A 14,332-nucleotide genomic window follows, 5' to 3' on the forward strand; every position below is an offset into this window, starting at 1 on the left:
CAGTGCTGTGACGGTGCACTGATTTAGATGCGTCGGACCGTCGCGCTTATTCCAGCGTGTCGAGTAAAGAGTGATAACTACGTGGACTCGCGTCACGCTCGGTATCCATTCTTTGAAGCAGCGCAGGTAGCCGTCCGAGACGCAGACGTCTCACCAGCATCACTAATCACAGCCGATGCACCCGCTGTTGACCGCGGTCATGAGCGGGTTAAACGTGCGCTTCTTTCTGGGACGGTCAATTCAGAAACACCCCGACGATGGAGCACCCGGACAGAGGTATTATCATATCCGATTGCCCGAATTCTTGTTTCAGTTATCGATGTTCCGGCGGCAATTGATAAATATGCACGCGCTGAAGCAGCGACAGCGCAAGAGCGATTGCAGACGGATATTGTCGAAGATCATGATATAGATCAACTCCAGAGCACACAAAGCCAATCAATTTCATTTGAGGCTGTCCTTACAGAATTTGGACTTGATTCATCGGTTTATTCCGCACAGTCTGATGAAGCACCCAGCGTGATAGAACAACGAAAAGAATTAGATTCAACGCTGATACAGCACACAGATACAGATGGCTATTGGATTGAACTTGGAGCGTACCTCTCACTTGCAGACCGAGAATGGGGACAAAGTTGGCGGTTGACAGCACGAGAAGTGACTGATGGGATGGTGTATGTTGATGTATCAGATATTTTTACTTTGATTGAGTCAGCAATCGAAGATCGGGTTGCCGCAGGGCTTCCATTCGATGTTCAGGGAAGTGATGGTGGTGACGTAATCGTTGATGCGCTGACTGACGCCGTTAGTGATCTTCGAGAGCTTGTGAGTGATAATTCTGCGGCCGACCGGGTCGGTGCAGGTGTTGATTTTGTTGCTCCAAGTCAATTTCCACCATGTATGCAGACACTTGTTAATAAAGCACGCAGTGGTGAAGAATTAGCTAATCACGCTGAGTTTGCGCTCGTGTCATTTCTTGTTGCGATGGATGCTGACGTAGAAACCATATTAACAATCTTAGAGTACGATCAAGACAATCAAGATGAAAAGACAGCCGTCGCCGAAGGTGTCCACACCGACACAGAAGAGACGACAACGACCACTCGTGAGCGAATCGAAACGCGAGTGCGATACCTGAATGATCGACAGGGAGCAGGAACACAGTATCCACCACCATCATGTGCAACAATGCAGGCATATGGTGATTGCACCGACCCAGATGAACGGTGTGCAGAGATTACAGATCCAGTTTCATACTATATTGAGGCAATAGATGCAGTGGATAATCCGTCAGAGTACGCCGGGGGTCACACCGATACATAAGCACGGATACCTAAATGCAAAAATAGCGGAGTCATCTAACTGAGCGATTGTATATCATACAGTCACTCACCAAGAAAAATACCAACACCACCCATTGCAAGGATGAACAATGCAATCGCAGCGACAAGAGCGAGTGCACCCTGTGAGCCAAAGTCCGGACCAAAGCTAAGTCCGATTCCGACAAAGACTGCTAAAAATAGCAATACTGAACTCGTGGAGACGACGATCTTCCGACGCATCTCCGCATCGATATCCATACCCGGTCTTCTAGTGGCCGTTCTAAAATACTTTCGAGGACGTACTCATCATATTCATTTGTCTGCGCTATTGGTTTTTGATTTTGTTAAGTTCATAGTAGACCGTGAGATCACTATCCTCTCACGACCACATCGTCATCGTATGATTTCACTCATTCGCCTATGTTTTCAGTGGTATCATCGGTAGTATCGGAGTCAATATCACTCAATCGAGACTGTGAAAGCCCACCGACAAAAGACTCAAAATCCTCACCAGCGCTCAGTGCAGTTTCCTTTTTTACTCGGTAGTTTCCCCCATCAGTCACGTGAAGTTCATTTGGATGAAAGAAAAACCAAGATTCACGATCAAAGCGGATTCCGATTCGTGCTTTTGCTCCAAAGTTTTGTGCAAAGTAGATGAGTGATTCAATCTCCTCACCTGTGAGATAAATTGGTCTGCCAGCACTTGATTTTGCTTCAATTGCATAGAACGTCTCGCCATTTCCTGCAAGCACATCAGGGAGATCACGTTCGGTCGCAGACCCCGATGCCGGTGCGCGCATTACTGCAAATCCGGCTTCATCAAGCTGATTTACTAGTTCGCGCTCACGACGGTCCCCTTTCCGGTTTGCAGCCATGCCATATTTTGGGTACGACGTTGATATAAACCGGACGACCTGCTCGAGATGATAATGCGGTATAGGTAATCCAGTGAATCAGGGAATGGAACCATTCACTCATATTCATATACCTCTCGAAGGAAGACCAATGCAGCACCGAACATCGCGAGGTTACCAAAAAATGAAAGTCGCTCTCCATCACGAGAGTCCTCATCAGCGTTTCAAAAGTCATGCATCGTCATCGTGACGGCAGCTAAGAAGGTGGCAGTCGCACCAGTTGAGATCCGTGGGAATCACCAGAGCACAACGCCAAGACCACTTACGAGCATCATTCCAGAGGCAAGTGGTGCAAGAAGCACTGGTATAGGTACGCCTGCAGACTCAGCGTACTCAATTGTTTCATCCATATCGCGGAAGTCTTCAGATGCTTGTAACGTAAGACCGAGTCCAAATAACACACGACCGACGGTTGATGGGTTATTACCAGCAGTGTCATTCCCGTCTCGTGATCCCGGATCAACAGTGCCTTGAGATTGCATGTCATCCAATGGGATCCATTTCCGAATAAGTACTAATATCAATTGGCTCGGTATCCGTTCTTAAATTGACAGTGGGTTCATATCATTATATACTGTATTGCACTCTATGAGCGTTGAAGATAGTGACCGAATAGTCGTTGAGTATATTGGTCGCTTTGCTGATGGGACTGTATTTAGCACATCACGACAAGAAGTTGCAATCAAGCACGGGTTGACAACTGAGGGTTGTGACCCACTGGTATTTACTGTTGGTTCTGAAGAGGTGATCGAGGGACTTGATCAAGCAGTCCGCGGGTTGAGCACCGGTGAGGAAACAACGGTTGAAATCCCCCCAGAAGCCGCATATGGACCGGTTCGAAATGACCGTATTAGAGAGTATGATTGTGAAACATTTGAGGGAATGGTTGGTGAGCCTCCGAGTGTTGGACTGCACGTAGAGGCTGAGAATGGACTTCACGGTGATGTTGTTGCTGTTCATAATAATACAGTTGAGGTTGACTTTAATCATGAACTCGCCGGAAAAACACTCTATTTCGAGCTACAAATCACCGATTGCCAATCAACAACAGAATCAATATATTCAAATTAACGTTCTCTGTCACATGTATGATAACCTATTCCTAGAATCAGCGTAACAAAATAACGAATATATTTATTTATACGTGCACTAAGTATGGTAAATATACCTTATTCGTAATATATTTTGCTATATATGTATACATTTGTTGAACAGAGTATTGGTTGAATCCGACGGGTTTTTATATGAGTGAGACAAACTAACATACATGACGCCCGATGTGACGACACAGTCCGACGCGTCACGCGCTGAGGTGATGTCCTCGGTGGATGCTACTCCAACACAGTCTGAGTTCGTTATTGCAGACGTCACATGCGATGACGCGTGGCTGTCGATGCGGACAACAGAGGCGCCACTGCTCGAGGAATGGGCATAATTGCTCATCATTACATGAGTGCGTGGGAGGTTTTTAATTAAATCGCATCTCACGACGAGATCGAGAATACGTCTATATGCACTGATGACTGATACTGATAATTTTTAATGGTTTTGAAAATTACATTATAGAAACAAAGTATTTTGAGTATATTCGCAGTCTTAGATGAATCAGCCAGACGAGATATACTCAGCTTATAGTCGATTTGCGATTGTGTCGGCAGTCTGTTTACCAACACCAGGTACATCACAAAGTGCATCTCGAGAAGCGGAACGGACGTTTTCAACACTTCCAAATCGCCGTAATAATGCTTGTTGTGTCTGTTCACCAACGCCAGGAACATCGCTCAGAACGGTGTGAATATCATCGCGGATGCTTTGATGATATTGGACAGCAAATCGATGTGCTTCATCTCGGACGCGCTGGAGTAAGTGTAGTTGTGGTGCATCAGCGTCCCAGTCATGCACTCCATTCGGTGTCACAACGAGTTCATCAGCTTTCGCAAGTGCAATTGTTGAGACATCCCATCCTGTCGTCTCAACTGCTTCCCTGGCGGCGCGGAGTTGTCCTTTGCCACCATCGATTACAATAAGATCTGGATCAGGGCGTTCATCACGTCCATCACAGGCTCGCTTTGCTCGCCATGTGAGGAGTTCCTGCATTCGTGCGTAGTCATCATTGGTATCTGTCAAACGCTTTCGCCGGTATGCATCAGTCGCCGCGGATCCATCAATGAAACAGACATTACTTCCAACAACTGCACGTCCCTGGCTATGACTGACATCAAATCCCTCAATTCGATTGATTATTGAAAAGCCAAGTGCATCTGCGAGAGCAGCAGATTCATTATCATGTACTGAACCATTTCGTGCATTCTTCAATGCGAGATCGATAAGCTTCGATTCTCGTCCTGTTCCTGGAACACGGATATTAACTCCCTCAACAGACAGCCACTCACGGACATCATTGTCATGAGGATGTTCTGAACATAAAATAGCATCTGGAAGAGATCGTTCAGCGTAATATTGGGTTAGGAATGCGGTTAATACTGCTGATGCTCGATCCTCACCAGTGGGTGCATTGAGTCGATGCTGAGATCGATCCACGAGTTGACCATTATCACTATGTAATCGTGCAACTGTGGCGGTTGTCCCCTCGATAGCAACACCAAGGACATCAACGGCACGCTCACTCGTTGTTTCAGCAGTATGACTGTTATCTTCACTTGACACAGCAGCTTCACCACCACCATGGAATGATTCGATTACCGCAAGTCGATCCCGAATATTTGCCGCTCGCTCAAATTCTTCTGCTGTCGCAGCCGCTTGCATTTCTTGACGAAGTGGATCAGCGAGGATGCCCGTTTTGCCTTCAAAGAACTGAACCGCAGATTCAACAGCAGACCGATACGCAGTCGCATCAATTTCGCCAGTACAAGGAGCTGAACAAAGACCGACTTCATACTCAAGACAGGGTCGACTTCGATTATTGTATTTATGATCAGAGCATCCACGGAGACCATATACCTCTCGAAGTGCTTTGACCGCCGTTTCAAGCCGTTTTACCTCAGTATATGGTCCGAACACAGTTGCATCTGAATCAGGATCACGTGTTACCTCGATTCGTGGGACTGAGTGATTCGTGAACTGCACCAGCGGATATGATTTATCATCTTTTAATCGAACATTGTATCGCGGCTGATGGCGTTTAATAAGATTTGCCTCAAGTAACAATGCCTGCGTTTCTGTCTCGGTCAGTGCAATATCAATATCGTCTGCACGGGCAACCATCTGCCTAATTCGCTCACTTCGTGGGTCAGCGTATGATCGGACACGATCACGGAGTTCCAATGCTTTCCCAACGTACCGAACTGTATCATCCTCAAGAAACTGATAAACCCCTGGTTCAGCCGGTAACTCGGCTGCACGCTCACGCAGTTCCCGCTGTTTCATCACTAATTACTATCTGGTCCATCGGCTTGAGGGTAACGTGACAGATATGCATATTTGTTTGATATGGTTGTGAGCACGTTCCGAGATAGTCTCCGTCCCATCTGTATATAGAACTCATCAAAAAACAATGATCGGAGCACCTGAGAGCAACAAACGAAACGGATGATAAGTATAGATTGTTATCTTGAGCATAACTGCAGTCATGACAGTTTTCAACTCGTTTGTTCCTAATACCCTCAATTTCAAACATAGTAACTATATCAAATAGAGTAAAATCCTATTACCAAACAATTTACCCGCTAACTGGAAGACACTCTAATATGAGTGCAATTGAATTCGATGGGGTAACAAAGGTATTTGACGATATTACTGCTGTTTCAGACCTTTCGTTAAGAATCGAAACCGGCGAGGTGTTTGGGTTTCTTGGTCCAAACGGTGCTGGAAAGTCAACAACGATCAATATGTTGCTTGATTTTGTTCGTCCAACAACTGGAACCGTCACGGCACTTGGTGTTGACGCACACACTGACAGCGTTGCTGTTCGCCGTCGAACCGGGGTTCTTCCAGAGGGGTTTGACGTCTATGATCGACTATCTGGACGCGCTCATATTGAATTCGCAATTGATTCAAAAGAAGCTGATGTTACCCCAGCAGTGATACTTGATCGTGTTGGACTCACAGACGCTGCTGACCGACCGGCGGGTGGATACTCGAAGGGAATGCAACAGCGACTTGCACTTGGGATGGCCTTAAGCGGTAATCCAGATCTTCTCATTCTTGATGAACCTGCATCTGGACTTGACCCCGCAGGAACGAAAGCAATGCGTGATATTGTACGTGAAGAAGCAGCTAGCGGCACAACCGTGTTCTTTTCAAGTCATGTACTCGAACAAGTTGAAGCGGTTTGTGACCGTGTAGGGATTATGCAAGCAGGTGAATTGATTGCAGTGGATTCAATCGATGGGCTTCGGGAAACTGCAGATGTTGAGACAATTGTGTCACTAACGCTTGATACGGGTGATGTAGATACCGCAGTGGATATGATTTCAGACATTGAAGGAGTTGACACAGTAATGCAAAGTGGATCACAATCGATTCAAGTTTCCTGCGAAAGCGCTGCAAAGACAACTGTTGTGACGAAATTGGACACAGCAGGAATCGATGTGACTGACTTTGAGACCGAATCAGCGTCGCTTGAGGATCTATTTCTCTCATACACTGACGATAATCATACTGTTGATTCGGCAACGACGAAGAGAGCAACTAATCGGAGCACAGACATATCGACCGGTTCGAGCGAGACTGATGAGGGAACTGTTGAGCAATGACCTGGGAAGCAGTAGCAACAAAGGAGTTTCGTGATGCCATTCGATCGCGGTGGCTTCAGGGGGCAACACTTGTCCTCACAATTCTCCTAGCTGGCACGACAGGGGTGTTCTTCGGCGTGATACTTGGTTCAGAAGCACGAGAGATATCGAATCTATTTGGGATTTTCATCAATCTCGGCGTATTCAATTTTTCATTTACAGGACTGATCGGACTTATTCTTGGGTTTATTGCACTCTCAACGACATACGGGTCAATTACCGATGAACGTGCATCAGGGTCGATCAAACTTCTTCTCTCGCTCCCAAATGATCGTCAAGATGTTGTTATTGGAAAGTTCCTTGGTCGCACTGCCGTAGTTGTCGCGTCAGTTCTCATTGCATTTATTATCACATTTATGATACTCATCGCGACTGGAACCAGTCTACAACTTGGGATGTTTCTTCCACATATCGCACTCACAGTGCTATTAGGGATTGTTTTTGCTGCTATCGGTCTTGGAATCTCTGCAGGCGCGGACTCAAATCGGGAGGCAACGCTCTCCGCGATGGCGCTTTATTTGATATTTGCGCTATTGTGGGGAGCGGTCGCCAGTGGAATCCCGCGAATTCTTCTAGCAGCAACTAATCAAGTAAATGGACTTTCATTGTCAGAAACAACACAAGCAACGATTGCAATTGCCTTATCATATTTAAATCCACTTCGGTTATATGAGACACTTGCAGCACAGTTGTATAGTTCACCAGCTACTGCTCGTCTTGTGACTGCATCATTGCAACAACGCGCGCTGCTCGCACCGCAATTTGAGTCGTCTGTCCCACCGTATTTCTCCGGGTGGGCATTGCTAGTTGTATTTATATTATGGGTAATTCTTCCAATTATTGTGGGATATAGCATTTTTGAGCGACGAGATTTATGATTTACATTATATATTAGACTATGGAGGCCAGGTGAGGGTGTCATCGTGCTCTGCAAGTAGTTCTGTAAATTCCGTCTCGTTAATCTCAGGTACATCATTTCGCTCAGCGTCAATCCGTTTTGTGCTGCCAGGATTATCGCCAATAACCAGATAATCAGTGTTAGTTGAGACACTTCCCGTCGCATTTCCCCCATGCCGTTCAATATATGTTGTTGCTGTTGTGCGTGGGACTGAAAGTGAGCCGGTGAATACAAATGTCAGATCAGAGAGTGGTGCATTTGTCGTTGCAGTTGACTGCTGTGTCTGCGGGGTAACGCCTGCTGACAGGAGATTATCAATAGCGGCGCGATTCTGTTCATTTGTAAAAAATTCCGAAATATGCGTTGAAACAGTCGGACCAATATCCTCAATCTCGCGGAGAGCAGCTTCATCAGCATCAATAATAGCATCAAAATTATTAAATGTTCCTGCGAGATTCCGTGCAATAGTCGGGCCCACTTCTGGGATACCAAGACCAACAAGAAAGTCTGTGAGTGATGGTGTCTGCGTTTCCGAAATAGCTTGGATAAGATTTTCTGCGCTTGTCGTGCCCCAGCCATCAAGTTTAGACAGATCTGCAACTGAGAGTGTATATAGATCAGCGAGTTCTCCAATGATACCTGCCTCGACAAGTTGCTCAACTCGCTGTTCGCCAAGTCCGTCAATATCTAGTGCTGAACGGCTTCCATAATGAACGATTGTCCGGACGAGTTGTGCATCACATGTGAGCCCACCTGTGCAGAAGGCTAAGGGTCCATCTTGTTCAACAGAACTGTGACAGATTGGACACTGATTCGGAAAATTAAATGTACCCGTTGCACGTTTCTGTGTCACCTCAGCAACCTCCGGAATGACGTCGCCAGCCCGACGAACCCGCACCTCGTCACCACTATTCACGCTGAGCCGCTTAATTTCTTCAGGATTGTGTAGTGATGCACGTGATACAGTAACACCGCCGACATCCACTGGGTCAAGTAACGCCACAGGTGTTAATCGTCCTGTTCGTCCGACTTGGACGACAATGTCTGTAATGTGTGTAATCTCCGCGCGAGGAGGGAATTTATATGCGAATGCCCACCGGACTGATCGGCTTGTCGCTCCAAGTATCTCTCTATTACCACGGTCATTGACCTTGATTACAGTACCATCAATCTCATAATTTAGCTCTGCCCGTGCTGCTTTGAGTTGGTCTCGATATGCAATTGCATCATCAATTGAGTCGACACGACTGATTCGATCATTTGTCCGAAGCCCCCATGACTGTAAGTCACTCAGTGTTGTCCATTGATCAGGTGGGAGCTCTGTTGCATCAAGAATATCATAAAAAAAACAAGACAATGGTCGCTCAGCAACAACACCTGGGTCAAGTTGTCGAAGCGTCCCAGCAGCAGCGTTTCGAGGATTCGCAAATGGTTTCTCATCACATTCAATTCGTTCGCGATTATACTCACGAAATCCCGCTTTTGGCATATATACTTCCCCGCGAACAGCAAGATATGAGGGATAATCGCCGTGAAGTTTGAGTGGAACTGCACCAATTGTCTCCACTTGCGCAGTCACATCATCACCACGATTGCCATCACCACGCGTTGCTGCACGGATATACTCGCCATCTTCATAGATAACCTCAACAGAGAGACCATCAAATTTCGGCTCACAGATATACTCCAAATCACCAACGACATCGCGAACGCGCTCATCGAAGTCTCGAACCGAATCAACAGCCGTTGATTGGTCAATCGAAAGCATCGATGTAACATGTTCCACTGTCTCAAGTTCATCAAGTGGTTCACCACCGACACGACGTGTCGGACTTGCTCCGGTATCGAGATTAAATATATCTTCAAGCGCCTGAAGGCGGTCAAATAGTATATCATACGCTCGATCGGCGATGATGGGTGACGCTCTTATATAATATTGATAATCATGCTCTCTGATTGCCTCGCGGAGTTGTGTTGCCTGTTCGACAGCAGCTTCCTCTGAGAGTTGTTCAATTGGGCGGAAGTCACCGTCTATATTGTTTAGATATGAGTTATTTGGGTCCGCGTACGCAAGGGTCGTTTCGCTACTATCATCTAGCGGTTGGATAGTCCGACCGCCATCACAGATAATCTGTGAGTGCCGATGAGAGTCATTGGAATCACCTGATGGCACAACAGTGATAACAATATCATTGATGCGAGATATCATCGAGGCAATTGAATCGGAGATTGTTGTAGACATATGCATATCTGTGAATATCGCTTCGCCCATGTGTATTTGCTTGAGTGTTACTACCAGTCGACCGATCATATTGTACCATATTGTTCCGGCCGATTATCATAATCGCCTCTCAGGTATCTATTCAATTGTGAATAATATATTATTATATATCATACGCATAGGATAAAAAGTCATGCAGCACGTCGCAGTCCGTAACCAACGGTTATAAGATAGTTCGCGATTATGCATATCATACATGACTGATGGGTTCAAAACCCGGAGCCTGCATGCCGGGCAGGACCCGGATGAGACAACAGGAGCACGTGCGCCACCGCTTCATCAGACGACTTCGTATGTGTTTGAGGATGCTGAAACAGCCGCAGATCTATATGCGCTTGCACCGGATGCTGACGGTGATGTATATTCACGAATTTCAAATCCAACTGTCCGTACTCTTGAGGATCGACTAGCGGCACTTGAAGGAGGTGTTGCTGCCGTCGCAACCGCGTCCGGAATGGCTGCACTTGATGCAGCGACAAGTGTCCTTGCACGCGCTGGGAATAATATCGTGGTTGCTGCAGATATGTACGGTGGTACAGCAACATATTTCCGACAAATGGCGACTCGCCGGGGGATTACAATCCGAACCGTCGATACGCTTGCATATGATGAGTACACTGAGGAAATCGACAGTGAGACTGCTTTCGTTCACGTTGAGACAATCGCAAATCCATCGTTGAAAACGCCAGATATCGAGCGAATTGCCGATATTGCACATAACGCTGAGACACCACTTGTCGTCGACAATACATTCGCAACACCGGCATTGTCGCGACCGATTGAGTATGGTGCAGATATTATCTGGGAATCAACGACAAAATGGCTTCATGGATCTGGGACGACGGTCGGTGGGATTCTCGTTGACGGCGGAACATTCCCGTGGGAGCATGCTGATTATGATGAGCTGTCAGGCGAGAACCCTACATTCGGGATCGATTTTGTTGATCGATACGGAGCAGCCGCCTTCGCACATGTCGCTCGCCAGCGTGCACTTCGGACGCTTGGTAACCAACAATCACCATTTGATGCATGGCAGACACTTCAGGGTCTTGAGACTCTCCCACTTCGGATGGAGCGTCACTGTGCAAATGCGAAGACGGTCGCTATATTCCTTCGCAATCACAATGATGTGGCATGGGTTTCATATCCAGGGTTCGAAGATCATCCAACGCATGACAAAGCAACACAATATCTTGGGACAGATATTGTCGAATCAGGCTATGGTGGGATGCTTACCTTTGGACTTGAGGGCGGATTCGAGGTTGCAAAGCGGACTTGTGAGGAAACATCAGTAATATCATTCCTTGCAAATGTTGGCGATGCAAAGACACTGATTATTCATCCAGCATCAACAACACACGCACAGTTGAGCGCTGAGGAACAGCAAGCAGCCGGACTCACGCCTGACATGCTCCGATTATCAGTTGGGCTTGAGGATCCTGATGATATTATCGATGATCTTAATCAAGCAATCCACTCAGCAACAATGCAATCAGAGGACTATACTCGTCGTGAGGGCACACACACGAATCTAGCTCATACCACAGACAAAAGAACCGATAGCGACTCAAATACGCGTCAAACAGACACAGAGGTGGCTTCTTCGGAATGAAAGCCCAGAGTGGAACGGCGAGTCTTGGGCGGTTCGACTTCGCCTGTGGTGATGAAATCGAGTCGCTTGAGGTTGCATACGAAGCATACGGTGAGTTTAATGGTGATAATGCAGTTTTACTTTGTCACGCACTCACCGGCAGTCAAAATGTTGCTGGTTATACTGATGAGGAAACAGATGGTCAAGCCCGCGCCTGGTGGAACGATATTGTTGGACCAGGAAAGGCAATCGACACAACAGAATATTATGTTGTTTGTGCAAATGTTCCTGGATCATGCTACGGAACGACCGGTCCAGCATCAACAGATCCAGAAGGTGAAGTTTATGGAACAGACTTTCCACCGGTCACGGTCCAAGATTGGACTCGAGCACAACGTCAGGTTCTCGATACTCTCGGTGTCGGCCGACTTCATGCTGTTGCTGGTGGGAGCGTTGGTGGAATGAACGCACTCGATTGGGCAAGGCAATATCCAGATGACGCTGAATGTATTATTGCTGTTGCCGCTGCACCGCGACTTGACGCACAGTCACTCGCACTCGATGCAATCGCCCGTCGAGCCATTACGACTGACCCCAATTGGAATAATGGAGATTACTATGACGCTGAGACAACACCGACAGATGGTCTTGCAATTGCCCGTCAGATCGGGCATGTGATGTACCTCTCAAAATCATCAATGCAACAAAAATTCGCCCGTCGGGCAGCCGGTCGTGATGCCCGTCGCGACTCATTCCCCGTCGATCCAGCAGCAGCATTCTTTCCATACCGTGATGTTGAGTCGTATCTCGATTATCAAGCTGAGAAGTTTGTTGATCGATTCGATCCAAATTCATATCTATATCTCACACGCGCAATGGACGATTATGACCTTGCAGAGGGGTATGAAGATGATGCTCGCGCCATTGCTGCCTTTGAGGGTGAGACATTGCTGATATCATTCACTGGAGATTGGCATTTTACAACTGAGCAATCTGAAGCGCTTGCTGAGGCGTTTCGGTCTGTATCGACACCGGTTGCACATCATGTGATTGAATCTGACCATGGGCATGATGCGTTTTTAGTCGAACCTGACAAAGTTGGACCCCCACTGCGAGATTTCCTCGCTGATGGTATCAACGGACGAGCAGTACATGACACGGCTGACTCAAATGCCGATAATGACAGCGGATTTGCGCCAGTCCATGCATCATTATTCAGTCAGTAATCCATATTCGATAGTGAATGGATTGGTATCGCGAGGTCGATATCATAAAGCTGCCGGGCGGCAGAGCACTTTAATGTGAACGGTGTCCTCTCCAAGCGGTGGCGACCAGTCGGTCTCGTCGCCGGATGGCAGACTGCTGCGAGTCTATGTTATTATAGCATCTTTGCAGCGACTGATTTCATTCGCGATACATTCGAGCTTTCAGAATCGCTTGTTGGATTATTTCTTGCTGCAGCGTTGATTGGATACACACTTACCCTGTTTCCAAGCGGGGCTGCTGTGGATGGCTATGGGGAGCGCCCCGTGATGATTGTTGGACTTCTTGGGCTCGCGATTGCAGCAATCGGCGTTTCATTTGCTCCAACATATCTCACAATTCTAATTGCGGCTGGGGTGCTTGGTGCTGCATACTCAACAGCAATGCCAGCTTCAAATCGTGGTATTGTTGCTAATGCTCCTGCTGGACAAGCAAACCTTGCAATGGGGCTAAAACAAGTTGGTGTCACAACGGGAAGTGCAGCGGCATCAATTGTCATCACTGGCGTCGCTGCAGTCGTGGTGTGGCCGGTCGGGTTTTGGATAATCGCTCTTATTGCGGGTGGGTACGCACTCGGGTTCACTGGGGCATACACTGGTAAGTCTGGCTCAGGAGAGGTTGCAATGCCGGATGTATGGGGATTGATGAGACGTCAAAAATATCTGTTACTCGTTGCTGCTGGATTATTTATTGGTGCGTCGATCTTTACGATGCTTGGATATGTTGTATTATATATTGTTGATACCGTACATCTCGGTTCGCGTATGAGCAGTTTTGGTATCACTGCTACTGTTGTTGGAGGTGGCGTGCTTGCACTGACACAACTTACCGGTAGCGCTGCTCGTGTCGTAGCTGGAGATCTTGCTGATCGCTTACGCAATCGTTATATAAATGATTCACAGGGAGCCGCAGTCGTCGCAACTGCTCAACTGACTCTGGGGGCGGTACTGTTTGCTGCGCTTGCAGTCGGTCCACAATCGATATTACTTGTAAGCATCGTATTTGTCGGTCTTGGATTATCAATTCACGGCTCCACGGGTGTGTTTTATTCTTGTCTGACAGATCTCGTTGATGATGCTGAACTTGGTGCTGCGACTGCAGGGGGGCAGACAGCAATCAATATCGGTGGTATCTTGACACCACCATTATTTGGGATCATTGTCGAAATATCAGGATATCGTCTTGCGTGGGTCCTACTTGCAGGGCTGAGTGGAATTGCAGCAGTTCTTCTGGCAGTTATTGTACATATCAGCCGGTAGGAGTGATACGTTCTTTTCTTAGAATAATATTCTCGCTCTAAGGAGAATAT

The 14,332-nt window shown here is 47.1% G+C and carries 12 protein-coding genes and 1 pseudogene; 8 read left to right on the forward strand and 5 right to left on the reverse strand.

The window, feature by feature from the left end; all coding sequences use genetic code 11:
• The first annotated feature begins 27 nt into the window (after positions 1-27).
• Positions 28-1,323 (forward strand): DNA primase, encoded by a 1,296-nt coding sequence (locus HQRW_RS13975; RefSeq protein ID WP_231852368.1) that lies wholly within the window; start codon positions 28-30, stop codon positions 1,321-1,323.
• A 62-nt stretch (positions 1,324-1,385) separates the two neighbouring features.
• Here the strand turns inward: HQRW_RS13975 and HQRW_RS13980 are convergent, their stop codons facing one another.
• The 3 genes and pseudogenes from HQRW_RS13980 to HQRW_RS13990 form a co-directional block, all read right to left on the reverse strand.
• Positions 1,386-1,580, reverse strand: a complete 195-nt coding sequence (locus HQRW_RS13980; RefSeq protein WP_011572858.1) for a DUF7472 family protein — start codon at positions 1,578-1,580, stop codon at positions 1,386-1,388.
• 152 nt (positions 1,581-1,732) lie between these two features.
• On the reverse strand, positions 1,733-2,197 hold the full coding sequence (gene hjc, locus HQRW_RS13985) for a Holliday junction resolvase Hjc (RefSeq protein WP_014557102.1): 465 nt from the start codon (positions 2,195-2,197) through the stop codon (positions 1,733-1,735).
• Positions 2,198-2,292: 95 nt separating this feature from the next.
• Positions 2,293-2,718: pseudogene (locus tag HQRW_RS13990) on the reverse strand (DoxX family protein).
• Positions 2,719-2,824: 106 nt separating this feature from the next.
• Between HQRW_RS13990 and HQRW_RS13995 the strand changes: the two are divergent.
• Both HQRW_RS13995 and HQRW_RS16175 read left to right on the forward strand, forming a co-directional pair.
• On the forward strand, positions 2,825-3,307 hold the full coding sequence (locus tag HQRW_RS13995) for an FKBP-type peptidyl-prolyl cis-trans isomerase (RefSeq protein WP_014557103.1): 483 nt from the start codon (positions 2,825-2,827) through the stop codon (positions 3,305-3,307).
• Between the two features lie 196 nt (positions 3,308-3,503).
• A complete protein-coding gene (locus HQRW_RS16175) occupies positions 3,504-3,671 on the forward strand; it encodes a DUF7556 family protein (RefSeq protein WP_014557104.1) in 168 nt (55 codons plus the stop codon).
• 194 nt (positions 3,672-3,865) lie between these two features.
• Here the strand turns inward: HQRW_RS16175 and HQRW_RS14000 are convergent, their stop codons facing one another.
• The gene (locus HQRW_RS14000; protein ID WP_014557105.1) at positions 3,866-5,623 is read right to left on the reverse strand and encodes an excinuclease ABC subunit C; all 1,758 of its coding nucleotides are present in this window, start codon (positions 5,621-5,623) and stop codon (positions 3,866-3,868) included.
• A gap of 320 nt (positions 5,624-5,943) precedes the next feature.
• On the opposite strand from HQRW_RS14000, the gene HQRW_RS14005 reads away from it, so the two are divergent.
• Both HQRW_RS14005 and HQRW_RS14010 read left to right on the forward strand, forming a co-directional pair.
• On the forward strand, positions 5,944-6,951 hold the full coding sequence (locus tag HQRW_RS14005) for an ABC transporter ATP-binding protein (protein WP_014557106.1): 1,008 nt from the start codon (positions 5,944-5,946) through the stop codon (positions 6,949-6,951).
• Positions 6,948-7,868, forward strand: coding sequence for an ABC transporter permease (locus tag HQRW_RS14010; protein ID WP_011572865.1), 921 nt, complete (start codon positions 6,948-6,950; stop codon positions 7,866-7,868). Before HQRW_RS14005 ends, HQRW_RS14010 begins: the two co-directional genes overlap by 4 nt.
• 18 nt (positions 7,869-7,886) lie before the next feature.
• Here the strand turns inward: HQRW_RS14010 and ligA are convergent, their stop codons facing one another.
• The gene (gene ligA / locus HQRW_RS14015; RefSeq protein ID WP_014557107.1) at positions 7,887-10,130 is read right to left on the reverse strand and encodes an NAD-dependent DNA ligase LigA; all 2,244 of its coding nucleotides are present in this window, start codon (positions 10,128-10,130) and stop codon (positions 7,887-7,889) included.
• A gap of 235 nt (positions 10,131-10,365) precedes the next feature.
• On the opposite strand from ligA, the gene HQRW_RS14020 reads away from it, so the two are divergent.
• The 3 genes from HQRW_RS14020 (at position 10,366) to HQRW_RS14030 (ending at position 14,282) form a co-directional block, all read left to right on the forward strand.
• Positions 10,366-11,781 carry an O-acetylhomoserine aminocarboxypropyltransferase/cysteine synthase family protein gene (locus tag HQRW_RS14020; RefSeq protein ID WP_014557108.1) on the forward strand — a complete coding sequence of 472 codons (1,416 nt, stop codon included), beginning with the start codon at positions 10,366-10,368 and terminating at the stop codon, positions 11,779-11,781.
• Entirely contained in the window at positions 11,778-12,986 is a 1,209-nt protein-coding gene (metX, locus tag HQRW_RS14025; protein WP_014557109.1) for a homoserine O-acetyltransferase MetX, read from the forward strand. The genes HQRW_RS14020 and metX overlap by 4 nt, the downstream gene beginning before the upstream one ends.
• A gap of 75 nt (positions 12,987-13,061) precedes the next feature.
• Positions 13,062-14,282: an MFS transporter gene (locus HQRW_RS14030; RefSeq protein WP_014557110.1), complete on the forward strand. Its 1,221-nt coding sequence runs from the start codon at positions 13,062-13,064 to the stop codon at positions 14,280-14,282.
• Positions 14,283-14,332 lie beyond the last annotated feature (50 nt).

This window comes from Haloquadratum walsbyi C23 (assembly GCF_000237865.1).
Classification (GTDB): domain Archaea; phylum Halobacteriota; class Halobacteria; order Halobacteriales; family Haloferacaceae; genus Haloquadratum; species Haloquadratum walsbyi.